The organism is Candidatus Saccharibacteria bacterium (genome assembly GCA_016700015.1).
In the GTDB taxonomy this organism is placed as follows: domain Bacteria; phylum Patescibacteriota; class Saccharimonadia; order Saccharimonadales; family Saccharimonadaceae; genus Saccharimonas.
Genome location: CP064995.1, coordinates 948630 through 974829 on the forward strand (window position 1 = coordinate 948630; position 26200 = coordinate 974829).

Sequence of the window (26200 nt, forward strand, 5' to 3'; positions counted from 1 at the left end):
AGTGCCCACAAAGGAGGCATTATGGATTTGCTACTTTCTGTCTTACGCATGATTGGCGCGTCACTAATATTTGTGGTGGCTATCGGTAGCCTTGTGACGTGGGTTATGACGCGTGCCAAGCTGGCTCAGATGCGCGTAGCAGCACAGCAGCACAAGACGCAGCAAGATTTGTCTCAAGATGAGAAAAATCGACTTAATCGCCAATACAATCGTACGGCCACTATCAAGCGACTCAGCGGTATTACTACGCTCATCAGCGGGATAGTGGCGGTGGCACTACTTGCGCTACTAGTGATCATGCCATATCAGATGATGCAGTTTCTTGGCGTGCCCACTGCACTTACTCCCAGGGGCACCACCGGTTCGCAGCGTTCGGGTGACATTTCGGTTATGCAACAACGGTTTAAGGATGCACTGATGAGCCAAAATCAGCAGAATGTAGACGCCCTCGCTTGTGGTACGGGTGACGCGAATCCACTTGATATGTCGTTCCAGGCTGGCAAGTATGCGGTCGAGGCTATGGAAGACGTCACACTGACGATGAGTCGTGAAAAAAGCTCGACTGACCCCTACAAATTTAATGTCAATGCCATTGCTGCCATCGCAGGAATGCGCTTTAAGTACACCTACGATGTCTATGCACGCAAAGACTCGTTTGGCAGCTTCTGTCTACTAACAATGGGCGCAATCGTTGATCCAGTACTAGTTGGTGCGCGAAACGATACCTCATTGAAGCGGATTGACGGACTCGAAGTTGACCGAGAGACATGCGGGATTAACGCCGCTGCACTGCTTGACGGGGTCAAGCAGTTCTGGAAAGCACGGGTAGATACGGAGAAAAAGTACTACATAGACAACCCAATTGCGTCATTTGCGCCACTGGCGTACTGTGCTCCTGGTAAACAAGAAGAGATCTATCGATTATTCGGTAGTGCTGATGCGGTTCGAGCGTATGACGATACCTTCGATATCGGTAATTGGGATTATAGCGAGGCTGCAGTTAACGAGCCGGTTAGTTTTTCGAGCCGCCCATACTTCACGCCGAAAGCACTCGGTGACTATTCACCACAGACAAAGTGGAAGCTCACCGGCACACTTGTGGCAGATGCTACCCAGCCTGGGCATTACGTACTGGGTGGTGTTAGCTATAGCGGGGTACAAAAATAATGGCAGATCTATTCAGCGACAACACGATCAATGACGCAACAAATAGTGCGCGATCAAAGCGGCGTAGCATAGTAATGGTTGCAGGTGGGTTACTGACGGTAGCCCTTATTGTGGGCGGGCTACTGGTGTATCGTTCGTGGTACCAGAGCACACAGGGTACGAAGGCGACGTATCAGCAAGGTTTGATCGATCTCAGCGGGCTGACGCGCGCGATTAGCGAGAAAAAACGTGATGACGTACTCGCTTACGCGTCTGGCCAGGGTCGTGAAGCACTGGCCCGCTGGTACGACAACATGCAAGTAATTGGCTATAGTTATGGTGGTATGGTGTTCCAGCGGGATGGCTCACTCCAGTACTACGACCCTACAAGTACGAAGACCCATACGCTTGAGGTACTTGCGGGCACCGCTAAGCCAGGTGCGATGAGCTTTGCTGCATTACCTGGAAAAACAATCGAACCCGCCGTTACCACAACCTCGACCTATCGGCTAACGATCAACACCGGTCCAAACTATCACGGTGGGTTTGTGATTACCACCATGGAGGGACTCGATAATCCGCCATGGGACAATGCCGACCTCGAATCAATCAAAGATGGTAATGTGACGGTTGTGGGTGTTAAAGGTACCGCAGACGCACTGCGCCAGGTGATGCCTGGTGCAAAGTTGGCTGCTGTGTTCTTTCAGCATTTATATAGTACGACACAGCTCGATAATCTTAGCAGCAGCTACGTACGGTCGTATTTGATATTTGTCAGCCCCGATTTCAAAACCTACCAGAACTATTTCAAACGACCCGACGGTAAATACGCTGTCATCAGTGAATCACTGGCGGTGACCAATGTATTTCCGGCTATTGACATTGGCCAAGCATTCCGTGGCACATCGCTCGATGGCATTGCAGCACCAAAGAATGCTGCCGGTAGCGGGGTTGCGGTGATGAGAGATGTGGAGGGGCTCAGGCAGTACAGTTACGGGCGTGATTTTGACTCATTTGTGGCCGGTATCGCAGTGCACGAATGGACGCACCAGTATTATGAGTATTTCTCTACAATCGGCGCTCGTCCAAGAGTGTGCGCCATCGAGGGTATTGCTCGTATGTCGGACGGTATGTTCACGCAGGGTGAGACAGACTGGCGGAAAGCTAATTTTGCAAACTATGCCGCACACCACACCAAGCCGATTTTTCCTGTGGCAGAACCAAGTCAGACGGAGATCTATGGCAGCGACGGCGCTGCATGGTATAGCACCTGCGCCTCACTGTTCTATTACCTTGCGAGCAAAGGCCACAATCCGTTCGAGGTTGCACGTGAGGTGTATCGCCAGGCCTCTCCAGTCCTAGCGGGAGGACTCGATGAGTCAACTAGTGTGTTCGAGCAGATCCCTGGGGTGACAGATACTAGTGCGCAGGCTGCACTGCGTGGGGGCTGGGATACATGGGTGCGCAGTTTTTATCATTAAATAATTTAAAAAGGGAGTGTATATGCGATATGTAATGCAACTACTAGTAGCCGGTGGGGTCATGGGACTATTGGATTTTGTGTGGCTCGGCTACATTGCAAAGCGGCTGTACTACAGCGAAATGGGGAACATACTACTTGAAAAGTTCAACATGGTGCCAGCACTGCTATTTTACGTGATTTATGTCATTGGCGTGGTGGTATTCGTCATCAATCCCGCGCTGGCTAAGGGATCGCTAGCCTATGCGGCTGGCTATGGTGCACTCTTTGGACTTGTTGCCTATGCGACCTATGATCTAACTAGTCTCGCGGTAGTCAAGGGATTTAGCACAAAGATTGTGGTGATAGATATGGTGTGGGGGATGGCGCTGACAGCCGTTGTTGCATCAATCGCCTATCTCGTGGTGCACAAATGGTTTTAGGCGATATTTTACCTATGTTCGTGGCGGCATTGGTCGGGGCACTGTGCCTTCAGCTGCTGGCATATGCACAGTACCTCCGCCACAGCAGGGTCGACGTCGTCGATGTTGCTTGGGGGATGACGTTCGTTGCGGCGGTTGTTGCCATGCAGATCCACAGGCCCACACTTGCACCAAGCGTGCTACTGGTCGATGGGCTGGTACTGGTGTGGGCTGCCCGACTATCGCTCCATATTTACCAGCGTTTTGTGCGCACGAGCCGTCAGGACGAACGCTACACTACTCTGGTGGCGCGGTGGCCTCGGCGACATATGCGACTACAGGTACTGACAAGGATTTTTATGGTACAGGCGCTACTTGCGGTCATGGTGAGTGCGCCAGTAGCCATAATTCATCATTACCAGCCGTCACTTACAACCTTGGTGTGGTGTGGACTGGTGATATGGACAGTGGGGTTTGTGATCGAAATGTGGGCCGATCGCCAGCTGACAGTCTTTTTACGTACCGCCAAGCCAGGTAGTCTAATGCAGTCGGGGCTGTGGCGTTACTCTCGGCACCCGAACTATTTTGGCGAGATTACTATGTGGTGGGGTATTGCAGTGATGGCAGTCACCACGCCACTCTGGTTGGTCGGACTGATGGGTGCTGCTACGATTACAATTTTGATTTGCTATGTGTCGGGTATCCCACTTGCAGAGCAGCGCGCATCTGAAAAAAGAGAATGGGAAATATATCGAAAAACGACAAGTGTACTGGTGCCGCTACCGCGACGTGAGTAATGTGAAAATTAATAGCTCGGTCTAATCGACCGAGCTATCTCTACACAACCCTAGTTTAGCTGCCGAAGATTGTAAGGTAGTTTCCGTTGCCCCTATACATACGCGCACCGGCTATAGGAACATTTGGATCAACATTAGTCCATTTGACTATAGGCCCACAAGACACTGCCTTCCCTGAGCTAGTATAATCGCTATCGGCAAGCGTACCTGGCCATGATTGACCAGACACCCTGAGTCGGATTTCGACACAGTAGCCATCGGTTTTTATATCATCAACCTCACCAAAAGCAAACCAGCCAGAAGGCCATGTATCATCAAAACCTATCCACGCAGCTCCCCAAGAGCTATATTGCCATGGACTCCTCCATGCGCTTGCAGTGTCACCGCCAAATAGCGAGAAAGCCGTCATCAAAACGACAGCAAACACTAGTGTTAGTTTTTTATAAAGTTTCATACGCACCTCCTTGTTAGGTAGTTCCCACTATAGGATAGTAGAGCGAGCCACACAATTACAGAATAGCAACTAAAGATAAGAAAATGATGTTATAAGTACAACAGTAATGATTTTTATCTACGAATATAGCCGTGTGCTGGTTTTGTGCGGTGCGGACACCCCGACCAGCAGCATGGGCGACGCTCGCCACGCGAGAGCTTGTCGATAGCAACATGTATGCGCCTAGTGCGGGTTTCGGGTTTTTTGGCTGATGTGATCCAGCAAATAAATTCGCTTCGGGCTAGAGGCGTGATATCGTTCCATGCATGGTGGAAACGCGCATCTGTGGTGAGCATGGCACGTAAGTCTTGGGGGATTCTGTGAATAGAACCTTGAGCGAGTGATCTGTCCTGCATGGTACCGATTTTAACTCAAAGAATGCGTTATGAGAATGCGGCAGTGGTAATCGGGCAGGGTGGCACGTATACTATTGGTATGAGCGAGATTATATATGTGTTAACGAACGAAGCGATGCCAGGCTATGTAAAAATTGGCAAAACCACGACCAGCCTTGAGCAACGTATTCGCGAACTGAGCGCTTCGACCAGTGTACCGATGCCATTTACTGCTTATTATGCTTGTACCGTACATGATGCTGGATTTGTCGAGCACCAGCTTCATGACGCATTTGGCGATAACCGCACGAACCCACGACGGGAATTTTTTGCGATCGATCCTGAACGCGTGGTGGCGGCGCTCAAGCTGGCGCAAATAGAAGACATCACACCGCGGCATGATATCGTCGACTCGCAGGAGGATCAACGGGCCCTGAATGAAGCCAGGCAAAAACGCAGCCGATTTAACTTCGATATGGTCAGTATTCCGCTTGGTGCCGAGCTACAGTTTAGTCGCGATGAATCGGTCACGGCGCGCGTAATTGGTCGCACCGGGTCAGAAAGTATCGAATTTCGCGGTGCCCCTACTAGCCTTTCGGCTGCAGCTCAAGAAGTGCTGGGATACCAAAATGTGGTGTCAGGTACTGACTACTGGATGTACAAGGGCGAGACGCTTGATGAGCGCCGCCGCCGGATGGAAGAAGCCGAGTGAGATTATTGCTCGAAAGACCCGCTTACTACAACAATACTATATAAAGGGTAAGCGCTGAGCATCAAAATTGTGACATTGATCACACCAATCTCGCCGCTCGTGGTGCTATAGTGCAGCTATGAAGGCAACTAATATACGACCGATTACCATTGTCGAGATTATTTATAATCCCAACAGTACTGGTGATGGTGAGAAAAATGCCCGCGAGTTTGCTGAAAAGCTAAAGAGCGTCGGGCTGACGGTGAAACTGCAACCCACCAAGCATGCGGGACACGCGGTGACACTGGCAAAAGCGTTTGCTGATGCTCATCCAAACGGGATGGTGATTTCATCGAGCGGCGATGGCGGGTACCACGAGGTTGTTAACGGTGTGCTTTCGTCGAAAAACCCCACGGTTGTGACGGGCGTTTTGCCAAGTGGCAATGCTAACGACCATTATCACTTTGTGCACCACGGCGATACGATCAAACGCATCGAACGCTCAGCCATAGATACGATTGATATAGTGCAGGTCACAACGAGCCAGTGGCAACACTCGGCCCACTCATACGTGGGGCTGGGCATGACGCCGCAGATCGGAGAGCAGCTCACGAAAGCCAAGCTCAATACCTGGGTCGAAGCGTGGTTAGTCATCACTCATTTGTTTCGTATTCGGTCTGTAAAACTGAAGATAGGCCGTAAAGTCAGACAGTACGACCATGTTGTTTTTAGTAATACCGGTCGAATGTCAAAGTATCTCACGCTTGCCACCGACGCGGCAATCGACGATGGACTGTTTGAGATAACCAGGGTGAAAGCGGGCTCGCTGGTAAGATTACTTGCACACATTTGGCAGGCGGTGACTCGACAAACTGACGTCACACCACGCGCTAACAGGTTTGATTTTACGGTACTGCGGGCAACCACGATCCAGCTTGACGGAGAAGTCTATCCGCTGGCTGCTGGTGAGCGAGTGACTGTCGTCTGTAAGCGGCGAATGCTGAACTGTATCGTGTAGTGATAGTGAAGCATTTAGGCCTGTGTGACGCGCGCGAGGTGTCCACAGTGGGGCTATGATATGATTAACAGGAAAAGGGAAAAATTGATCAATGCGCAAGACGATCCAAACTTCGATTAAAAAGATTTCACCGACTTCCAACCATGAGATCTCACAGTTAGTGTTTGCGCTTCTAGTCGTTTTAGTTGGTGTTGTTGTGTCGTACGTGATGTCCATGGCTGTCGCACAGCAGTCGGTGCGTGATCAGCAGGCAGCGACTACTGCGCAAACGACAGCAGTACGGACCTATCTTACTACACAGCTCCACTCTTACGAGCAACTTCTTCATTCGGCATCGGCGGTGTTCGCAGTGCGGCCAGACCTAAGCAGGAATGAATGGCGTGAGTACTTACAGAAAAGCCGGACCTTTCAAGATTATCCAGCAATTCTTGGCATAGGCTATGCGCAGGTGGTAGCCGGAACAGATATTGCTCGTCACGAGCAGACTATACGTCAGGATCCTGGACTCGCCGACTATACTGTTCACCCAGTAGACCAACGAGACATGTATACTGCGATCGTGTATCTTGAACCAGCGAATGACAGCAATCGTAGAGCAATGGGTTACGACATGTTTTCCGAGCCGGTGAGGCGTATGGCGATGGAACATGCACGTGATAGTGCCAATGCAGCCATGACGGCTCCCGTGCGCCTTGTCCAAGACCAGGACGATCCTTCCAAGACGGGTGTTCTATTGTACTATCCAATGTATCGCACCGTGACTGTCCCAACGACGATCGAAGAGCGTCGTGCAGCACTGACAGGCTATGTCTATATTGCAGTGCGCCCGAGCGATATCATAGCCAATACGTTTGCTTCTGAGGATAATTTACGAAATATGTCGTTTACTCTTAGTGATGTCGATACACAGCAAGTCACCTACCTTCAGACCCAACCAAGTAATGGATTGCGTGTAAAGTACGAAGATGACGCGCAAATGGCCATACTTGACCGCAACTGGCAGGTAAAGCTGGTGTCATACCAATCAGTTCTGCAGCGCTATACGGGTCCTGCGACTATTTTCCTACTTGGCGTTATTGTTAGTACGATTGCAGGGGGTATTATGTATATTTTGCTAATCGCACGTCTCCGTCGTATTAGTAGCGACATGGACCAAGAAGTAAAACGGGCGAAGGATGATATTCTTGCTTTGACATCTCATCAATTGCGCACACCAGCCAGTGGTGTTAAGCAGTACCTTGGTATGCTAAAGCAAGGCTTTATGGGACCGCTTACGACCGATCAGCAGCAGATAGCCGAAAAAGCCTACCATGCAAATGAGCGACAGCTTGAGATTATTGACCAAATGTTGCATGTTGCCAAAGCCGACGCTGGTAAACTAAAAATGGTCATGACGGCAGTGACGGTCGCTCCACTTGTACACGAAGTACTCGAAGCCTTGGCTAGTGACATCCGCCGCAAAAAGATTACTCCCGTGCTTAGGCTGGCGCCATCAGCGACCGTGCACGGGGATGCGCGGTACGTCAGAATGATTCTCGAAAACCTGATTTCCAATGCCATTAAGTATTCGTATGACGATAGTTCGATTACTATCACTGTAAAGAAGCATCAGCGGAGCGTGGTTATTATCGTAGCCGACAAGGGAGTCGGTATCGCAGAACCTGATATCGCTAAACTATTTACAAAATTTGGCAGGCTAAGCAACGAACTATCGGTAAAAGAAGGCGGTTCGGGCCTGGGTTTATTTTTGGCCAAGCTCCTCGTCGAGCGTCATCATGGCAAGCTACTTGTTGCTTCTAAGCTCGGCCGGGGGACGACGTTCACCTGCAGCTTGCCCAGTGTTGCCGCCGATTACCGAGGTGTATAATCAGGCTATGAGCGCAGTTATTGAAATGCACGAGCTAACCAAAAGTTATGGACAAGCCCGAGGTATCAGCAAACTTTCCCTGCAAATCGAAGAGGGAGAAATTTTCGGATTTATCGGGCCAAATGGGGCTGGGAAAAGTACAGCAATTCGTACGCTCCTAGGGCTTATTAAACCGACTAGTGGTACTGCAACGATTTTTGGCAAAGACATCGTTACTCATGGTCCTGAAATTCGCGAAGAAATAGGCTATTTACCAAGCGAGGTGTTTTACTATGACAACATGCGAGTGATTGATCTCCTGCGCTACTCGGCCAGCTTTTATCACAAACCAAGGCGAGAAATGGATGCTCGTATGAACCAGATCGCGAAGCTTCTCAATCTCGATCTTCATAGAAAAATCGATGATCTCAGTTATGGTAACAAGAAAAAAGTGGGCATTGTACAAGGACTGCTGCATAGCCCGAAACTTATAATCCTAGACGAACCAACAGGCGGGCTTGACCCACTCATGCAGCAAACATTTTTTGATTTATTACGCGAAGAAAACAAACGTGGCGCGACGATTTTGTTCAGTAGCCATATTTTGAGTGAAGTTCAGAAAATGTGTGACCGTGTAGCCATCATCAAAGATGGCCGACTTGTGAAAGTTGAAAAAATGACCGAGCTTCGGAGTAATAATTATCTGCGCTGTCGCTTTGAACCTAGCGGCGAACTACAAAAAGCCACGCTGAAGCTGCCTGGAATTAGCAATGTCCAAGTCACGGGGCGACAGGTAAGTTTCTTGTATCGCGGCGATGTGCATGTTGTACTCGGCCTGCTCGCTAGGCTGAAGCCACGTAGCGCCTGGATTGAAGAACCCGAGCTAGAGGAGATCTTCATGCATTACTACGAGAAAGCGCAGTAGCATATGAACGTGCTGCGTTTTGAGCTGCGAGCGGCTCGCACCACGACAGCGTTGTGGATAGTTGCGATTTTGGCGCTGACATCGATGTACCTTTCGATTTACCCTGCTTTTAGCAGTGATGCCGATCAGCTAATAAAGACACTTCAGCACATTCCAGCGGCCATGAATCATATTCTTGGTATGGGTGGTGACCTGCGGCTATTTAGTTTCTTTGGGTTTTTTGGCAATGTATTTCCGTTTGTCACCCTCATTGGCGCCATTCAAGCGACGGTAGTTGGGCTCGGTATTCTTTCCAAAGAGCCAGCTACCAACACGACTGATTTCTTGTTATCAAAACCAAAAACCCGCACTGCGGTGTATGGCGAGAAGGTAGCGGCGAGCTTAGGGCTATTAATTGTTACGGAAATTGTGGTCACTGTGAGTGCTTATATACTAGCAAAAGCATTCGGTTCGGGCGATATTGACGGAACACAATACTTGCTGTTCTGGGGAGCATTTGCGCTTATTCAATGGTGGTTTTTTGGCCTAGGGCTACTACTCAGTCAATTAGTGAGAAAACTTAAATCCGTAACACCACTCGCGATTGGGGTTAGCTTCGGATTTTTCCTGCTGGCAATTTTTGGCATGATTGTTGGTGATGATGCAGTGCGCTGGATGACGCCGTTTCGATTTATCGATTATAAAAAAATCGTCACTGATAGCGCCTACGACCCGGCCCATATTGTCTATGGCATAACGCTCACTATCATTTTTGTGGGTATCAGCTACATTATCTACACCAGAAAGGATATTCCGGCTGCCATATGAATCTATTTCACCGCGAGTTACGGTCTCATCGTGTCCACCTGATTGCGTGGAGTGTAGTCATGATTATTTTTATGTATATTAGTATGGCAAAGTATGCAGCACTGGCGACCGACGCAGCAGCTTCGCAGGACCTTCTGAAAGTATTGCCCTCAACACTCCAGGCTGTGTTTGGGATGACCGGTCTTGACCTCACTACAATTGCGGGTTACTACGGTATTTGCTTCATCTTCATCGCAGTGATGCTTGCAATCCACGCTGGCATGTTGGGAGCGGACCTCGTGGCAAAGGAAGAGCGTGACAAAACCGCAGAGTTTTTGTATGTGAAGCCGCGGCAGCGGGCATTTTTGCTGACGATGAAGCTACTGGCCGGTGTGGTGATTATGGCTGTGTTATTTGCGGTGACGGCCGCTTCGACCTATGGCTCGATTGCGTCAGTGAACCAAGGGAGCGTACCTACCGCTGATCTTGTGCCGTTCCACTACGCCATTCTTGTCATCCAAGTGCTGTTCTTCAGTATTGGCGTAGGGTTTGCGGCTGTGCTGCGCCAACCAAAACGGGCAACAGTGGGTGTCGCTGCTCTGGTGTTAGTTTGCTACATCGCCGACGTGCTACAAGGGCTATCGGGTTCGTTTGCGTGGCTAAAACAATTGACACCACTCGGCTACTTTGCGGCCCGTGATATACTTGCCGCGAAGCAAGTTGACACTACATATGTAATGATCTCACTATTACTCGCAGCCATAGTACTCATCATCAGTTATCTAAGCTTTAGCAACCGCGATTTGAAGATATAGCAAGAAAGTGCTTGCGTATTACCTGTAAGTGCTGTATAAAAGGGGTATGACTGCTATTCGTCATCAACAAATTCTCACGCACCGCCGAGCGGTTGTTTAAGAAGCTGTCGAAAACAAACAGAACATTAACCCGCCGCTCACTCGAAAAGAAGCGGCATTTTTTGTTCCAAAATAGTAGCTCATGTATCGCTTAATCGGGGGTAGACTAAGCGGTAGGTCACTTGCCTTTGAAGCAAGTAATGGAGGTTCGAAACCTTCCCCCCGAGCCAAACAACATTAGTGCGGTCTGTAAAGTACCGCAGGAAGAAATGAGGTGCCACCATGGCAGAAGGACTATCACTACACGGCAGGAAAGAGCGACTCGCAGATGCGACCGACCTTACATCCGACGAGCTTCGTATGCACCAAACAGAGCTGGAAGCTCAATTGGCTGAAGCGCGAGAGCGTAAGATCACGCGTTGGCAAGAAGCAATCCCTGGTCTGCTGGCACTCATTAGGTTTGAACTTGATATGCGCGACCTAGATTCGCTTGATGATGTAGGCGTAGAGATGCCGGTGCCTGAACTGGCTAGGGTGTAACAGACGGAGCATCGACAGGGGTCGCACTGACAGGTGCGGCCTCTTTTATTGGCAAGGGGGCTACAGGCGCGCCACGAGCTTTGTCGCGCTCATTCATTTCGCGTAAGATGTTGCGCGACTCGATAATCGCTTTGTTGGCGCGCCATTTTTCGATAAGACTGACAAGGTAAAGGAACGTAATGATAATGGAGATAATTGTCAGTGCAATCAGGTAAGGCATGAGTGGCTCTATCAAAGCTTTGACATCGAACATTGAGCTGAGCGAGCCTGACGAAGAAGAGTCTTTCGAGGCACTATCGAGGAGAGATTGAAGTGTTGCAGCATCCATATACGTAGCATACCATAAACGCTATACAAAGTTTGCCGATACCGATTCGTTGTGGTAGATACTGCGGATGGCTTCGCCGACGAGCGGTGCGACGCTAATGACATCGATTTCCTCTGGCGGCATATGAGAGGGCAGTTTGAGCGTGTCGGTAACGGCCACTCGCGCGATTACTCCGCTGCTTTTGGCGTGCAGTAAGCGTTCTGTTGCAGGGTCAGATAGCACACCGTGGGTAGCGACGACAGTGACTTCCTTGGCACCTTGTTTTATGAGCGCCTCGGCGCCTTCGACGATCGTGCCTGCGGTATCAATCATATCGTCAATGACAAAACAGCGCATGCCAGCCACCTGCCCGATAATCGCCATAACCTCTGCTTTATTAGCGCCAGTGCGCATTTTGTCGATGATAGCCCGCGGTTTATTAAAGCGTGCCGCATAGCGACGGTTGAGTTTGGCACGGCCCGAATCGGGTGATACGATTACCACATCGTCCGGGTCACCGCCATCTATTAAACTGCGTAAATAATCCTGGATGGCGGGGTGAGCGGGGATAGCAGTGTACTCTGTTGTAAAGTCTGCTAGAAAACCAGCCGATTGACCTGCGTGAGGATCGACTTCTAAAATACGGTTCGCACCAGCCATCGCCAGAAACCGCATGGCGAGCGGACCCATATAGGATTCATGAGAATTATCGGGTCGATCGGCCCTACCATAGCCGCGGTAGGGAACGACAGCAGTAACATCTCGTGCTGAAGCGCGACGGGCAGCATTGATAATAGCTGCTTGCTCCACCAGATGTTCATTAACAGATGCACCGTGAGACTGAAACACAAACACGTCTGCGCCACGTACTGTGGGTACCTCGACTTTAAGTTCGGAATTTGCAAAGCGAGTTAGCCGTACATCGTGGACGTGCAGATGCAGGTAATCACCAACCTTTTTAGTGAATTCAGGGCTGTAGCTTCCGCTCAGCAAAACAGGTCGTGTGCGTATCTTACGTTCTTTCATACCACTACTATAGCAGATAGACTTATAGTGTAAAATAGACACTTAGTCAAATCAATTTGACGACGATGACTCCTATGGTGTATTGGCAGCCCATACCACTTATGGTATGATGTACTACAAGTAAGCATATAGGGAGATCTACATGGAGACATTTTCTGGGCGTGGCAGTCGCCAGCCAGTACCACACCGCGAACCAGCTACGCATCATGAACCCGAAATGGCAGTTCCTGAGCCTGCCGCACCACAGCATTCATACGTACCGCGTAGCCCACGAGTGACTGAAAAGGCCAAGAAGAGCTGGCTCATGAAGGCGGTTATAGTCGTTGTGCTCTTGGGCGTGCTTGCCGCAGGTGTTTGGGGATACAATACACTCACACAGGGTCAACTGATTGATACTGGAAAGTATCAGGCGGTATTCTTGACGAATGGCCAGGTATATTTTGGCAAGCTAAGTCGAGTGAGCGGTGATACCTATAAACTTAACAAAATCTTCTACCTTCAGGAGAATCAGACTGCAAGTGATTCTAATAACCCACAGAAAACCAGTGCCACAAACACCGACGTACAGCTCATTAAGCTCGGCAATGAAGTACATGGGCCAGATGATCAGATGGTCATCGATAAATCCCAAGTTCTGTTTTACGAAAATCTCAACAAAGATGGTAAAGTCAGCAAATCGATTGCTGAATACTACGCCAAGAAGTAGCGATGCTGCGCGAGCTAAAGGGCGGGCCATCCACCCATAAGGGTCAGAAGCGCTATAAACGCCGCCGGGTGCTCAGTACGGTCATTATCACGCTAGCGACTATTATGGTAGTTGGCGCCATACTAATAGCGGTATACCTATGGTACCAAGGCCAGCAGGCGGACGTAAAAGTAACTGACCCTGCACCGAAGGTCACCAATGTTATAAAAGAACCAGTGCCGATTGCAAAAAATCAAAAGACGGGTGTGTATATTACTGAGCTGACAAGTCCTATTACAGCTGGGTCAAATGCAACGGCCAGTATCCGTACTTTACCGCAAGCCGCCTGCAGCATTGAAGTGATTTATGACAATCTTAAGAGTACTGATACCGGACTGATGCCAAAGACTGCTGACGAGTATGGGGTGGTTCGCTGGAGTTGGAAAGTCGAGCAGGGGCAGCCGGTGGGTAAGTGGCCGGTCAACATTACGTGCGCACTCAATGGGTCGTCTGGTTATATGCGTGGCGAACTGGTTATTCAGCGCTAGTGTCCGGTGTTATTGCAAGGCGGCGATATAAGCCACCCACTGGTCATTACTCAGTTTGGTCGAAGATTTAATAAGGAGTAGTGTCTTGTCGATAAAAAAGAGCAGTGATTGCGGCCCCTTTGAAGATGTCCCAACATAGACGGTGCGATTGTTGACAGTGATATGTTCGTTGGCGCCATAGTTTTGCGCCAGCTCTTTTAACTGATCTTCGGGGTCGTCTTTGAATGAGTCAGGCATAGCCTGCTGGCTGACGATGAGTTGAATCGCACCGATTGTATCGGTGTAAGCGTAGACTGGGTTGCTAGACGACGGACTGACGCGCGTCCAGCCCCCCAGTTGTTCGATCGTTTTGCCTTTGGGAAGGTAGGTTGTATAGCTGGGTGTTCCCTTTTCGAGTGGCGAGCCATTGCTTATGCTGTGTGTCTGGTTTGAGTGCGGTGGCGAAGTTGAGGGCAAGGCTGGCCGGTTTAGTTGTGCAATTGCAAACCACGCCACAGCTATACAGACAAGTCCGATAACAATGCGGCGATGGTGCCGCACCCAGGCGGCAACCACTCGCAGTCTTGAGATGAGATTGCGTCGTGGCGTTTGGTACAGTTGCTTTTTGACCGGCCTATGCGGTTGCGATCCATACGAGGGCATGGATGGTTCTTTGGGGCTGATTCTTCGGGGTGTAAAGTCTATCATGGTTCCTTAGTTTTTATAATAAGGTGTATCAACGGGCATTTGGAGGCCGCCAGTAAAAGTGCGCCCGTGCATGAGGCGTTTGCTTGGGTCGGCGGTAAACTGGAGTGTCAAGTCGGTGATGGTCGGGCCGCGGCTGACGTCATCGGGGTAGCCAAAGGCCTGCGAACTGTCAACAGTCACGTTAAAGAAGAAATACCGTCCGCATTTGATGTCGGTGCCGCTACCATCTTTCACCACGTACGACCCGGGCGTCCCAAGTGTGACGTTACCGAAGTTTGTTTCTTGGCCCCACGTACTCATAGTCGCGCAGCGGTTAGCGGCAGTAATGTTTTGGTTGGCCATACTGCGGTATTTGAGTTGCCAGCGAGCGCCGATAGAGTTGTCGACACCATTTAACAGCCAGGCATTGGGGAAGACATCTGAGTCGGTATCGATCATGATGGAGTACTTTGCGACTTGAGGCTGAGATAGCAGAGCGGTCTGCTGGACAGTGTTGGCTGAAGCGGGGTAGCTCACGGTTGTGCCGCATCCGCCGCCGAGCACATAGAGTTTGCCGTCGCTATAGGCAGCGGCAGCACCGTAGCGGTTTCCGGTGAAGCGCTGGTTGGTTGTCGACCACTCGCCGACGCCGGTCGGGTTGTTGCCGCTGGCAATGGTCGTGTTGGCACTAACTGGTGCGAGGAGTGTGCTGGGCGCGCACGTCGTGGCACTATCGCGTCCGCCGATTAGGTAAATATATCCATTTGCCGCGACGGCATCAGCTTGCGACAATGATTTCGGCAGGCTGGTGGTATAGGTCCAGCTGCCAGTGATAAGGCCGGCATTTGCCGGGATACTACTTCCGCTGTCGATTTGAGCATATTGGACATCGCTCAAGTAATTGGTGCCATCGAAGCCGCCAAATACGTATAAGTTGTTGGCGTAGGCGACCACGGCAGCTCCGCTCCGAGCAACGTTGATACTGGTACTAGCCGTCGACCAGGCGCCGGTGATGTCACCACCATTGTTGAGTTGGGGACTGACATAGACGGTCGCGGTATCAGTGTAATTGCCATATCCGATCACGACCGTGCCATCTGTGCCATTGGTGCCGGTAGCTGTAGTCGTGCCGGTACCGCCAACACCGGCGTTTCCTCTCGTTGCATCAGTGCTATTACCTGGAGTTGTGCCACTAGCAACCGTTTGGGTCGTGCCAATACTTGAGCCACCACCGCCACCACCGCTACCACGGTTGGTACCAGACGCAGCACTACCACCGCCACCACCACCAAAGGCACCGCCACCACCACCGCCACCACCGACACATATCACCGCGCTACCTCCACTACCGCCCGCGCCAGTGCCGCCGTTGCCGCCACGAGTAGTAACGGCAGTTGGACAGGTTGCCGCTGAGCCGCCCGCATCGCCACCAAGATTTGCCGCACCTGAATTACCAGCTGTACCTGTTGTACCTGCTGCTCCGCCGGTACCGCCAGTGGTGAAGCCACCACCACCGAAGCCACCACCGCCAGTGCCACCGCCAGCCGTTCCGTTGCCGGCTGTCGCCGACGCGCCACCACCTGGACCACCATTACCACCCGCTGCTGTGCCAAAGGCGCCACCGCCCCCACCCCCACCACCTGCTTGCAGTAAATATGTCGTGCTGCGTAGGAGTGCCGAAAAGCCCCCACCCCCACCACCATTACCGGTTGCTTTGCCAGCCGTTCCGACGTTGACAGTGAGTGTTTCACCAGAAGTGACGGTAATCGTTGATTGGCTAAAGCCACCCCCACCACCATTACCGCCCGCGCCAGTGCTACCACTTCCGCCACCCCCGCCACCCCCAGCTCCCCATGCCTTCACGGTCAATGAAGAAACACTGGTCGGTACTGTGTAGCTGGCAGTTCCAGCGGTATTATAAATTACTTGGTTAGCTGTGCCAGTATTACCAGCGACGACATAGAGACGATTATTCCAGACCGCTGCCCCAAATTGTGTGCGCGAGGCGGGTAGACTAATAGTAGTGGTCGACCAACTAGGTATACTGCCTGTCGATGGAGTGGCGTAGTAGATGGTCGATTGACTGGCACCGTTGGTGTCTTGGCCCCCTACATAGTAAAGTGAACCACCGGCAACAAGTAGCTTGCCCCATGCACGTGCACTAGGTAGAGAAGCTGTACTAGTCCAGCTACCAATGTTGCCATAGGCGTCGAGCTGCGCATACGACACATCTGCGGTTGGTGATGTGCAGTCAGACGTACCCGTACACCCCCCAGCGGCGTATAGGTAACCATTTGCAACCACGCTACTCACCCCTAGGCGATTAGGACTGGTAGCGTAGGTGTTGGCGGCGTTGGTGTAGCCAGCGGGTGTGCCGCTATCGTTGTTGTATATCTGAAAAGTTTGGATGACGTCGGTACGGGTTGTGCAGCCGCCTGGGCTAGCACCGGCTGTACAGCCGCCGATAACGTAGGCGTAGGAGTTGGAGATTGGTACGGTCAGTCCCCAGCGCTGGTTGATTTCGACGGCCGAGACAACCCAGCCACTCACGAGCGCGCCGGTACTGACGTCAATTTTGATAAATTCGATATCGGCGAGGACACCGATCACGGCTTCGTACCCGCCGACAGCGTAGAGGTAGCCGTTGTAACCGAACGCCGCTGAGCGGCGGCGGCCGACTGCCATTTGGTAGGGTGATTCGGTCCAGCCGCCGGCTCCGGCAGTGACGATATTGTTGTTGCTATCGATTTTGGCATAGCGGACGGTTTTGAGGTCGACAAGATTTGGTGAAACGCCGCCAATGAGGTAGATATAATTTGCATAGACAGTTCCGCTCATAATACCAAGGCCGGCAGCAGTGTCGCCTGGCAAAATGCCAATCTGCTGCTGACCAGTAGTTGTGCAGCTGGCGATTGTACCGGCGGCCTGGATGTTACATTTATAGACATTTTGGCTGTAGGCAGTACATCCCGCACTCGAACTTGAGCTGCACCCCCCGAGGATATAGAGATTACCGGGATTGTTGGTTGCATCGGCTGGATTTGCGCGGGCGAATGAATACAAGTACGAAACGCTATTAACTCCAAGACCTGTCAGTGTTTGGGTTGACCAGGTACCGAGGCTGCCGTCCGCTTGGTTGATGTCGGCACGTAGCAAGTCATTGGTATTGGCACTGCCGTCGAGTCCGCCGACAATGTAGATGCGTCCATTGAAGACAACAGGACTGCCAGCGGCAATATTGGTGGGAGTCGTGTTGGTAGTGTCAACGCACCACATGCCACCTTGAATTGTCCGTGGTGCCGGGCACGTGGTGGGTTTGCTCATCGTGCCGGTAGAGGAAATCGCAGCATAAGCGGTTGTGTTGAGGGTTGTGCTACACGTGTTGTTGGTGCAGCCGCCAATAAGATAAAGATACCCGTTTGAGATAAACGATACTGTGAGCATATTGCCGATGTAAGTGGTACCCGGTAGATTACACCTGCTTGGTGATCCGCCGCTACACGGCGCTGTACCGTTCGCAACTGACGCGCCAACTGTGCTCGCATCACCATCTTGATTGATCGTGCCGTATGAAACGGCATTGGTCGGTGTTGTGCAGGCACCGGTCGTAGTATTTTGCGTCGTACAGCCGCCGACATGGTAAATAATATTACGCCAAGCCAAAAGACTTTGACCCGTGCGCTGGTCGCTGAGGGTACCGATGGCATTCCAGGTATCGATGCTTCCATCGGCGTTGATACTTGCAACATCTGAGTCGGACAGGATGCTTGTACAGTATCCGCTGGCGTTGACAGTGCCACAGCCTCCCGAGGTGTACAAGTAGGCTCCCCAAACTGTGGTGAAAGTACCGCCATTGCTCATTCTGCCGCTACCCATGCTCGTCGTTTGAACCCAACTATTGAGCGTGCCGGTGCTATTGATCTTGTTGAAATAGACGGTGCTGAGCGGCGCACCGCCGACCGAACTAGCGCCGCCAACGATGTAGAGGCGGTCGTTGTAGACAAAGGAGCCGTGATTGTAAAGGTTGTAGGGGAGTGTCGCCGAAGTGCTCCACGAGCCAAGTCGGCCAGTCGGCTGGATGTCGGCGATTTCAACCGTATTTACCACGGTGGTGCCGGTGGTGCGGCCGCCAATGATATACATACGGTTATTGTAGGCGATAGCGGTGAGTCCAGATCGGACGGTACTAAGACCGGTGTCGGTATACCAGTAGCTCCACGTTGTTTTGTTTGGATCGGTTGCTGGGTCCCAAGTTGGGTTCCAGAGTTGGGGCTCGCCGCTGGCACCAAGTTTTGCAATGTAGATGGTACTTTGTGGAGAGCCGGCGTTGTTGAAACCGCCGACGACATATAAGAAGCCGTTGTAAGCCACCATGCTGAAATTAGTTCGCGCTTGTGGCAAATTGTAGGCCGCGTCGGTACACCAACCGCTACAGCTACCATTACCGGGATTAGGGCTCACGAGGGTGCCATCGGTTGTGCTGAGCTGCATCCAGTTGACAGCGGCCGTTGGCGTCGTGCCGCCCGCGCCATAGTTAATCACGACGATACCGTTACTACCGCCAGTACCGGTACTACCAGTTGCTCCTGCGTTACCACCCTGACCAGCACCGGCGCGGTCGGCATCGGCTGAATTGCCCGGTGTCGCACCGCTCCCCGCGTTAAGCGTGAGGCCTGTGCCATAGCTTGAGCCACCACCTCCACCACCGGCACCAGAGCCGCTTGATGAGCTTGAGCCACCACCTCCACCGAAGTAACCCGCTCCACCACCACCTCCACCAGCACGACTGGTCGCGATAGCTCCACCACCGTTACCACCACTAGCAAGACCACCGCTTGCGCCACTTCCGTCGGTTGTGCCGCTGGTGCGGCCATCACCACCAAGACCACCAGTTAGTGAGCTACCTGCCGAACCGGCATTTGTCCCACCGGTACCACCTGCGCCGCCAGCTGATTGGGTGCCAGCACCACCGCCACCACCAGCACCAGATGTTGAACCAGCAACACCAGTTGTACCGCCACCAGCCCCACCAGCCCCACCGGTGTTACCGGCGGAGTTACGGCCACCACCACCACCTCCACCACCGGCAGCGATTGCCAGCGCTGTTGTGCCTCGGTAAATGCTTGAATACGCCCCACCTCCACCTCCACCACCGGCAGTGTTGCGAGTACCGGCTGAACCACCACCACCAACATAGACAGTTAAGGTTTCTCCGGGGGTAACACTGATCGTGCCAGTTGCTTCACCAGCCCCGCCACCCGTACCACCGGCAGCAGCTGAGCCGCCAGCCCCACCTCCACCACCACCACCCCATAGTTTGACAGTGAGCGAGGTGACGCCACTTGGCACTGTAAAGCTACTTGCTCCCTGTGTCGTATAGACTTGGCCGTTTTGCGAAATACCACCGGCTGAATAGAGGTAGCCACCGGCGATAGCGGTACCGCCTGCCCAGTTGGACTGCGATAATTGCGTCGTCGCATTCCAGCTATTGAAGCGGGCGCCAGTAGTCGGACTCTTACGGATCAGCTTGTCGGCCACGTCAAAGTCGATGTTGGTTTCGTTGTTACCATTCATAAATTGCTGGGCGGTGACAATGTAAATGCTTGGGTCGATGGAAAGCGGGAAATTGGCTTTTGCGAGGCCCGTCGCTCGAACGGTCAGCGTGGTTTTGTTGAGTTCAAACTCGGCTTTTACGACCGAAATTTGTCGACCTGATTCGATAACTATTGGTTTGGGGATGACAAAGAGCAGCAGGTTTTTTGCGGCATTTGCACGAGCTTTTTCGAGGAGCGACGCATCGGCATCGGTCGCGGCCGTGATATTGTTCATAAAAACTTGGTTACCATAGATACCAATACTCCCATCAGCTTCTTTACGAGCTTCGGTACCGCTAGGTAGCGTGAGCTTATACGATAACTGGTAGCTATCGCCAGTTGCGTGTGTCAAGACGATATCCTCTTTGACGCCGGTGCCGCTGGCGGTGTAGATCAGCCAACCGCTATGGTCACGGAATGGATACACCACGCGATTTTTACCTTGTTTACCAGCAGCGACGGATGCGTGCGGCGACATCGTAAGATCGACTTTGTAGTTTGGGTCAGTGACCGTCAGGCCCTTGCTGGCGTCAACAGGCAGCCGCGCAGCGACAAGCGTCGCACCAGTTTGTTTTGATTGGCTCGTGTTGGCACTGCCATGGGCAAAGGTATAGACTTGTTGCTCGTTGTCGAATGTTAAGTCTTTAGCCAATATATCGCTGGGGGTGCCCAGCAACTTGTCAACTGAGCTTACACGATAATCATGAGGGCCAAAGTAACGATAGAGTTGGGAGCCGATGATCACTGCCGCCGCCAAAACGACTACGGCGATAGCGGCACGCAGGAGGCCGCGGCGAGTCGGCACGGGTATGACGAAATACCGCCTACCCCCTTGTGTCGATTTAATCCAGCGTCGCTGCAACAAACGAACACGGTCAACAAGCGCCTGCCACCAGTTGCCGCGCGAATATGCTTCATGTTTGGTTCGTATTTTTCTCTTCATACTCTCTACTGCCACTAAGATAGCTTCTCTGTTATTGTACCATAACCGAGATGGGGCTACTACTTGTTACTGAAGGCAAAGTTGAGGTTACCGACGTAGGCATTGGCGTTTTTGCTGGTAGTCATGTCGATCTTGAAGACGATACTGTTGCCAGGCGCAAAGCCACAGGTCGATGGGTCGGCGGCACCGGTTGCGTTCCCGATTTGCCACGAAGTCTGTGTGCCGGTCGATACGCTGATGGTTGACCCGCAGGCGGTAAGGCCTGTGCCGCTGTTGCGGTAGATCTGGTATTGCACCGTCGCCGAACCACCATTGCTGCCGTTGTCGGTACGGCCCATGAGCGATGTCTGACCTGAGTTGAATTCTTTGAAGGTACTTGGTAACTGGTAAGTAACGTAGATTGCATAGGTCTGTGCGGTCGCCTGCGGGCTGGTCCATTTGTAGAAGTTGTAGGTCTCGTTGGTACCGCAAATGGTTGGTTGTGCAGGGCTGCCGCTGCCGTCGTTGATGTTGAGGTAGTCCGAGCAGAGGTCGCTCGTCATGGTGCCGATACCGGTGCCGTGTAGCACTGCGTTGGTATACTCTGGGCTGATAGTGACAATGTTGTCCGGGCTCGAACCACAAGCACCCCAGCCGTCTGCCTCGTAACACTGCAGCTTGCCGAGCGTTGTGTCGTAGTACATGCTCCCGAGCAAAGCGTCGTTGTTGCTGGCGATGGGCGCACTGGCGCCTTTGTCGAGTGTGAAGAGTGTGGTTGGGCCACCATTGATACCACCGCCGACCTGAACATTTGGTGTCGTGATGCTGGCGAGCGTCATACTGAAAGAGTCAACAGCGAAGGTGCGTACGCCCGAAGCGGCCTCGACGAAGTAGACATAGGGGTTAGTTGCGGTATTGGCGTCAGTCTGGATGTAACAGGTGACCTTTGTCCAGGCAGTGGTGACGAGCGTCTGTGTATTGTAGTCAACACAATCGACGTAGTCGCCAGCGGTAGTTGAAGTGCTGCCAAGATAGCTATAGCGGACCTTAAAATCGGTAAATGCGGCGCCAGAGATGAGTTTGCCATAAACGGTGACGCGGTAGAGTGTCGAGCTCAGTGGGTTCGACGACAGTTTGTTGCGGATGCCGGCGTTGGCAGCACCAGTGGTGACGGCAGCTTGTGCACTGTCGCTAGCGTCGTTGCCATCACTTGTGATGCGGGAGCTCGTCACGGTACCCTGGCCAGAGTTGGGCCAGTTGGTAGCGTAATTGCCTGAGTCATTCACGCTACCATCGGTCGCAAAGTTATAGTCAGCGGCAATAGTGACACTGAGATTGTCAACGTAGAAGCTACGTGTCGCACTGGCAGTTTGGCGAATGAGGATCGCGTTGCCGCTGGTGATACCACTAGCGGGCGTCGTGAAGGTGCAGTTGACCTTGGTCCAGATACTTGTGTTGACAGCTGAGGTGGCACCACAAGCAGTGAGGAGGGTAGTGTTGCCATCAGCCGAATATTGCACGTTGAGGTCTGTAAACGTACTTGAACCGCTGGTGAGACGAGTAGTGAAGCTGACGTTGTAGGTAGTGTTGGCTGTCAAGGCGGCGGCGCTACCACTGCTATTGATGAGTTGGTTTTTGGCACCACTGTTAGCGGCGGTTGCGGCAATCGATACAGAACCTTGACCAGTGGCGATATAGCTACCGGCGACATTTTGGCGGGTGACCGTGGCAGTACCGGTGCTACTCCAAGTGCTGGCCGGGAAGGTTGTGGCACTGGCACCAGCAGTCTCTGCACCGGCATTGCTGGCATATTCAGTGACATTGCTGTTGACCTGGAGCAAGCCTGCCGCGCTTTTTGTCTGGACGCTGAGGAGCGTACCATTCACAGGGTTGGTAGAGCTATCACGAATGGTCAGACCATTGGTCGCACTGGTTTTACTGACGACGAGTTCGGCGCCACCGGCGCTCTGGAGTGTGTTGTCGTAGGCAGCCTGGAGGGTAGTCGAGCTCGATGCACCCGCAGCCGTCCAATCAGCGCCATTCCAGATCATCGTTGCGGTTGTATTCTTACGCATTGCAATCTGATTGCCTTGGCCGCCACCATTGACACTCAGTGTAAAGTCCTTTGTGAGATTTGATGCAGTCACGTAAACGACGCGTCCAGCAGTTGCAATACTTGGATCTGGGAGGGTTGCTGTTTGTCCATCCTGGGTAAACCCGACGATGACAGAAGCATAGTTGTTGACGGATGTCTGAGCGACAGTACATCCAGATGATGAGGTTGATTCAGTGCCACTTGGGAAACAGTTGGCATCATTGGCGATCGTCTGGAAGGCTGACGTATTGAGTATAACAAGACCGTTTGATGTGGTACCGGTTCCACCGGCCAGAGTGAGGTTGCCGCCAGTCGTACCAGTTGCGCTATTACCACCCTGGATGAGCACTGCACCACCCACTCCAGTTGTACCACTGGTAGCACCCTGGATGGTGAGCTGCTGCCCAGCTTGGCCGGCAGTGGTTTGTGTAGTTTTTTGGATAGTGGTTGTGGTGGTGGCATTACCAACCATTATCTTGTCCGAAACAAGCTTAATACCATTGGTTGCACCGGCAGTCAGTGTGACGGTGTTAGCAGCGCTCCCGGCATTTCCTATATTGACATCACCATTGACGGTTGTTTGGAGGTTAACCGCACCTCGCACCCCTGAACCTGTTGGTGCGCCACCGATAATGTTAACCGCACCACCGGCTTGGTTAGTGCCGTTACCACCACCACCTTGTAACGTTAGGGAGCGTCCCGCTCCTGTGCTCGTGTTTGTATTGACCCCGATGATCCGATCAGTTCCACCGCCGAAACTGAGGTCATATGATGCGGTTTCGCCGTTTGCTAAGGCTATACCGACACGGTTATTTGTCGTATCAGCAAGCAGGACACTCGCTTGAGCGGCATTTTGAACACTAAATGCGCTCGTCGAATCGATGCTATTACGAAGGGTCAACCGTCCGGTGTTAGTGAGTTGGAGTAAAGAAGTGGTGGCTCCATACGAATCGTAGGTAGATGAGGTTTGCACTGTTGCGTAAAAAGCTGGCAAATCATTTGTAGGTGTTCCTGATGCATTACCTGGCCAGCTAGAGGGGAGCGGGCCCCACGTTTGTCCGCTGTTGGTCCATGTAGCAACGTTTGTTCCACCACCAGTTGTCGTCCTAAAACAGTTTTGGTTAGTGGCGGTACCATTAGTGAAATAAACGATCCAGTAACTTGTACCACTTGTCACTGCTGTTGGGCTGACACTTACAGCGTTCCAACCGTTTACAAGTGTTGTTGCACTACTCTGAGTAAGCAGGGTACCGGGTGTACCAGCATTATTAGTGAAAAGACCCATTCGGAACTGGTTGTTGGGTGACGCACTGATCGGACAAGTCATATAAACGGATAAGCTGATAACATTTCCGTTTACACCAGAACTGTACAGACCGGCTTCGAGTCGGCCGTTGTCGTCGTTGTCAGTTGCTGTTCCAGTCGTAGTATTACCAAATACACTCGTGCTGCTTGCAGCAAGGCCCGAGTTGATCTTGAAGGTTGAGTTATCACTCGCGTCAGCTCCTAGATACCACGATTCGGAAGGCGTCTTAATTTGCAAGGTTGCATCACCTGTTCCTTTTTGCTCGATGAGGGTTTGAGGGTTTGATGTGACGCTATTGTTGACGGCGACTTGGAGTGTCGTCGTTGGTGCTCCCCCGGTTGCACCGACACCAACTCGGCTATTTGTAGTATCTACAGTGACGACATCCGACGTGCCGGCGGCATTTTGGACTTTTAGAGCGGTAGCACTGTCCGTAAGTGGGCGAATAGCCGGTGCGTACACGGCACCACCAAAGTAGCCGTTGCGCCAAGTGTAGGTGCTTGAACCAATGTCGATAGTATTCGCATAGGCCGTTCCTGGGGTGAGGCTGGCATTGATAGCGACGCCAGTGAGATTGTCTAGTTGGCGGGTTGCACCAGCCGATCCGCAGTTGGCGGCGGTTTGAAGACAAATTGTGTCGGTGGCAGCAGTTGAATCTGGCAAGATAATGGTTCGATTGGCAGTCAATACACTAGTTTGAAGCGTTAGGCTGTAGCCATCGGTTGTGCCATCGCTCAACACAAGCTTACCTTGGGTTACCGTGCCGCTGGTGGCAATGCGGCCGAGGGTGAGCTGGTTGCCGGTATTGTTGAAAGCAGCATTGATGTTTCCGGCACTGTCTTGCAGTCTGAACATATCGACTGTTTGGGCCGAGGCGCCTTGAACAACCGCGCCCACACTACTAGCACTGGCGCTCTGCACTGCGATATTAGCAGTCTGTACAGTTGTCGTATTCTGAATAAACCCACTAGCGTCACGACCACCAAGCATGGTGGCGTTCATCGCGTAGGCAACTGAAGAGAGGCGTTTCATAGGGAGCATTTCGTCATCAGGCGAACAGCTTGTGAAGGGCGTACATGTCGTGTTGGTATTGCCGATATTCATACTCAGCCACAAGGTGTCGGAGTTCCAGTCCACTTGAGTACCAAACGGATTGATAGACCCCAGCTGCACGGACATATAGCCATTGACAACTAAAACGCCCTGGCTCGAAGTATTAAGCCAGCTTTCAGTCCATTTCAAAGTACCACCAGGGTTACCGGCAGCAGTGCCGGTGCCGTCTTGATAGATCTTGAACTGGACGTTGTAGTAGCCGTCGGGCACAACAGCACCCTGGGCGTTCAACAGACGTCCTTGGAAATTCATTTGTTGGTTGGTGGCCGCGTGCGCAGCTGGTGCAGCAAAAATGCCAACACCAAATACGCCCAGTAGAAGGGCGCCTACAAATAGTATGCGCGTTAGCACACCAGCCAAGCTGATTGTGGTGTTTGTGTTAATGGTGGGTCCGGCTCCGATATTCGCCAATTTCGTGGGAGTGCAATAAAAGCACCCGTGAGACCAAGATGTGGCCAGGGAGAGCAGTTCCTGAGTGTTAGTACGCCAAAAACACAGCGCGTAAGGCTGTGTGGTGGTGTTTTGTTTTTGTTATGTGCTGTAAAGCCGTTTTTGTTTCTCACACACGTGGTTTTACTCACTTAGCATACATGCTTATGGTAAATTATGCAAGTACTTTATATAAA

20 protein-coding genes and 1 tRNA gene are annotated in these 26200 nt (G+C 52.0%); 14 read left to right on the top strand and 7 right to left on the bottom strand.

Annotated features, from left to right (window positions below):
* Nucleotides 1–21: 21 nt before the first annotated feature.
* From IPM09_05190 to IPM09_05205, 4 genes are read left to right on the top strand one after another with little or no spacing between them, the layout of a single operon-like run.
* Entirely contained in the window at nt 22–1167 is a 1146-nt protein-coding gene (locus IPM09_05190; GenBank protein QQS21873.1) for a hypothetical protein, read from the top strand.
* The gene (locus tag IPM09_05195) at nt 1167–2627 is read left to right on the top strand and encodes a hypothetical protein (GenBank protein ID QQS21874.1); all 1461 of its coding nucleotides are present in this window, start codon (nt 1167–1169) and stop codon (nt 2625–2627) included. Before IPM09_05190 ends, IPM09_05195 begins: the two co-directional genes overlap by 1 nt.
* A gap of 22 nt (nt 2628–2649) precedes the next feature.
* Nucleotides 2650–3048 carry a DUF2177 family protein gene (locus IPM09_05200; protein QQS21875.1) on the top strand — a complete coding sequence of 133 codons (399 nt, stop codon included), beginning with the start codon at nt 2650–2652 and terminating at the stop codon, nt 3046–3048.
* On the top strand, nt 3039–3824 hold the full coding sequence (locus tag IPM09_05205; protein ID QQS21876.1) for a DUF1295 domain-containing protein: 786 nt from the start codon (nt 3039–3041) through the stop codon (nt 3822–3824). The genes IPM09_05200 and IPM09_05205 overlap by 10 nt, the downstream gene beginning before the upstream one ends.
* A 55-nt stretch (nt 3825–3879) precedes the next feature.
* Here the strand turns inward: IPM09_05205 and IPM09_05210 are convergent, their stop codons facing one another.
* The gene (locus IPM09_05210; GenBank protein ID QQS21877.1) at nt 3880–4278 is read right to left on the bottom strand and encodes a hypothetical protein; all 399 of its coding nucleotides are present in this window, start codon (nt 4276–4278) and stop codon (nt 3880–3882) included.
* Between the two features lie 113 nt (nt 4279–4391).
* Nucleotides 4392–4673: a YdeI/OmpD-associated family protein gene (locus IPM09_05215; protein ID QQS21878.1), complete on the bottom strand. Its 282-nt coding sequence runs from the start codon at nt 4671–4673 to the stop codon at nt 4392–4394.
* A gap of 79 nt (nt 4674–4752) precedes the next feature.
* Here IPM09_05215 and IPM09_05220 point away from each other — a divergent pair, with 79 nt between their 5' ends.
* The 8 genes from IPM09_05220 (at nt 4753) to IPM09_05255 (ending at nt 11312) form a co-directional block, all read left to right on the top strand.
* Nucleotides 4753–5364 (top strand): GIY-YIG nuclease family protein, encoded by a 612-nt coding sequence (locus IPM09_05220; GenBank protein ID QQS21879.1) that lies wholly within the window; start codon nt 4753–4755, stop codon nt 5362–5364.
* Between the two features lie 118 nt (nt 5365–5482).
* A complete protein-coding gene (locus IPM09_05225; GenBank protein QQS21880.1) occupies nt 5483–6361 on the top strand; it encodes a hypothetical protein in 879 nt (292 codons plus the stop codon).
* Nucleotides 6362–6452: 91 nt separating this feature from the next.
* A complete protein-coding gene (locus IPM09_05230; GenBank protein ID QQS21881.1) occupies nt 6453–8228 on the top strand; it encodes a CHASE domain-containing protein in 1776 nt (591 codons plus the stop codon).
* A gap of 7 nt (nt 8229–8235) precedes the next feature.
* Complete coding sequence (locus tag IPM09_05235) at nt 8236–9132, top strand: ABC transporter ATP-binding protein (GenBank protein QQS21882.1); 897 nt, start codon at nt 8236–8238, stop codon at nt 9130–9132.
* A gap of 3 nt (nt 9133–9135) precedes the next feature.
* Nucleotides 9136–9939 carry an ABC transporter permease subunit gene (locus tag IPM09_05240; protein QQS21883.1) on the top strand — a complete coding sequence of 268 codons (804 nt, stop codon included), beginning with the start codon at nt 9136–9138 and terminating at the stop codon, nt 9937–9939.
* A complete protein-coding gene (locus IPM09_05245) occupies nt 9936–10733 on the top strand; it encodes an ABC transporter permease subunit (GenBank protein QQS21884.1) in 798 nt (265 codons plus the stop codon). The genes IPM09_05240 and IPM09_05245 overlap by 4 nt, the downstream gene beginning before the upstream one ends.
* A 194-nt stretch (nt 10734–10927) precedes the next feature.
* A tRNA-Gln gene (locus tag IPM09_05250) sits at nt 10928–11002 on the top strand.
* A 52-nt stretch (nt 11003–11054) separates the two neighbouring features.
* Nucleotides 11055–11312, top strand: a complete 258-nt coding sequence (locus IPM09_05255; protein QQS21885.1) for a hypothetical protein — start codon at nt 11055–11057, stop codon at nt 11310–11312.
* Here IPM09_05255 and IPM09_05260 read toward each other — a convergent pair.
* Both IPM09_05260 and IPM09_05265 read right to left on the bottom strand, forming a co-directional pair.
* Nucleotides 11302–11640: a hypothetical protein gene (locus IPM09_05260; protein ID QQS21886.1), complete on the bottom strand. Its 339-nt coding sequence runs from the start codon at nt 11638–11640 to the stop codon at nt 11302–11304. The two genes, IPM09_05255 and IPM09_05260, sit on opposite strands and share 11 nt — an antisense overlap.
* 21 nt (nt 11641–11661) lie before the next feature.
* Nucleotides 11662–12645, bottom strand: a complete 984-nt coding sequence (locus IPM09_05265; protein ID QQS21887.1) for a ribose-phosphate pyrophosphokinase — start codon at nt 12643–12645, stop codon at nt 11662–11664.
* Between the two features lie 142 nt (nt 12646–12787).
* Between IPM09_05265 and IPM09_05270 the strand changes: the two genes are divergently transcribed.
* Together IPM09_05270 and IPM09_05275 are read left to right on the top strand one after the other, a co-directional pair.
* Nucleotides 12788–13351 carry a hypothetical protein gene (locus IPM09_05270; protein ID QQS21888.1) on the top strand — a complete coding sequence of 188 codons (564 nt, stop codon included), beginning with the start codon at nt 12788–12790 and terminating at the stop codon, nt 13349–13351.
* A gap of 2 nt (nt 13352–13353) precedes the next feature.
* A complete protein-coding gene (locus IPM09_05275) occupies nt 13354–13878 on the top strand; it encodes a hypothetical protein (GenBank protein QQS21889.1) in 525 nt (174 codons plus the stop codon).
* Nucleotides 13879–13887: 9 nt separating this feature from the next.
* Here IPM09_05275 and IPM09_05280 read toward each other — a convergent pair whose 3' ends face one another.
* From IPM09_05280 to IPM09_05290, 3 genes are read right to left on the bottom strand one after another with little or no spacing between them, the layout of a single operon-like run.
* On the bottom strand, nt 13888–14565 hold the full coding sequence (locus tag IPM09_05280; protein QQS21890.1) for a hypothetical protein: 678 nt from the start codon (nt 14563–14565) through the stop codon (nt 13888–13890).
* A gap of 6 nt (nt 14566–14571) precedes the next feature.
* A complete protein-coding gene (locus IPM09_05285; protein ID QQS21891.1) occupies nt 14572–21081 on the bottom strand; it encodes a hypothetical protein in 6510 nt (2169 codons plus the stop codon).
* A gap of 59 nt (nt 21082–21140) precedes the next feature.
* A complete protein-coding gene (locus IPM09_05290; GenBank protein QQS21892.1) occupies nt 21141–25985 on the bottom strand; it encodes a hypothetical protein in 4845 nt (1614 codons plus the stop codon).
* Nucleotides 25986–26200 lie beyond the last annotated feature (215 nt).

Excerpts from the sequence above, each read along its gene's own strand:
- IPM09_05190 (QQS21873.1), top strand. The coding sequence starts at position 22 with ATGGATTTGCTACTTTCTGTCTTACGCATGATTGGCGCGTCACTAATA.
- IPM09_05195 (QQS21874.1), top strand. The coding sequence starts at position 1,167 with ATGGCAGATCTATTCAGCGACAACACGATCAATGACGCAACAAATAGT.
- IPM09_05200 (QQS21875.1), top strand. The coding sequence starts at position 2,650 with ATGCGATATGTAATGCAACTACTAGTAGCCGGTGGGGTCATGGGACTA.
- IPM09_05205 (QQS21876.1), top strand. The coding sequence starts at position 3,039 with ATGGTTTTAGGCGATATTTTACCTATGTTCGTGGCGGCATTGGTCGGG.
- IPM09_05210 (QQS21877.1), bottom strand. The coding sequence starts at position 4,278 with ATGAAACTTTATAAAAAACTAACACTAGTGTTTGCTGTCGTTTTGATG.
- IPM09_05215 (QQS21878.1), bottom strand. The coding sequence starts at position 4,673 with ATGCAGGACAGATCACTCGCTCAAGGTTCTATTCACAGAATCCCCCAA.
- IPM09_05220 (QQS21879.1), top strand. The coding sequence starts at position 4,753 with ATGAGCGAGATTATATATGTGTTAACGAACGAAGCGATGCCAGGCTAT.
- IPM09_05225 (QQS21880.1), top strand. The coding sequence starts at position 5,483 with ATGAAGGCAACTAATATACGACCGATTACCATTGTCGAGATTATTTAT.
- IPM09_05230 (QQS21881.1), top strand. The coding sequence starts at position 6,453 with ATGCGCAAGACGATCCAAACTTCGATTAAAAAGATTTCACCGACTTCC.
- IPM09_05235 (QQS21882.1), top strand. The coding sequence starts at position 8,236 with ATGAGCGCAGTTATTGAAATGCACGAGCTAACCAAAAGTTATGGACAA.
- IPM09_05240 (QQS21883.1), top strand. The coding sequence starts at position 9,136 with ATGAACGTGCTGCGTTTTGAGCTGCGAGCGGCTCGCACCACGACAGCG.
- IPM09_05245 (QQS21884.1), top strand. The coding sequence starts at position 9,936 with ATGAATCTATTTCACCGCGAGTTACGGTCTCATCGTGTCCACCTGATT.
- IPM09_05255 (QQS21885.1), top strand. The coding sequence starts at position 11,055 with ATGGCAGAAGGACTATCACTACACGGCAGGAAAGAGCGACTCGCAGAT.
- IPM09_05260 (QQS21886.1), bottom strand. The coding sequence starts at position 11,640 with ATGGATGCTGCAACACTTCAATCTCTCCTCGATAGTGCCTCGAAAGAC.
- IPM09_05265 (QQS21887.1), bottom strand. The coding sequence starts at position 12,645 with ATGAAAGAACGTAAGATACGCACACGACCTGTTTTGCTGAGCGGAAGC.
- IPM09_05270 (QQS21888.1), top strand. The coding sequence starts at position 12,788 with ATGGAGACATTTTCTGGGCGTGGCAGTCGCCAGCCAGTACCACACCGC.
- IPM09_05275 (QQS21889.1), top strand. The coding sequence starts at position 13,354 with ATGCTGCGCGAGCTAAAGGGCGGGCCATCCACCCATAAGGGTCAGAAG.
- IPM09_05280 (QQS21890.1), bottom strand. The coding sequence starts at position 14,565 with ATGATAGACTTTACACCCCGAAGAATCAGCCCCAAAGAACCATCCATG.
- IPM09_05285 (QQS21891.1), bottom strand. The coding sequence starts at position 21,081 with ATGAAGAGAAAAATACGAACCAAACATGAAGCATATTCGCGCGGCAAC.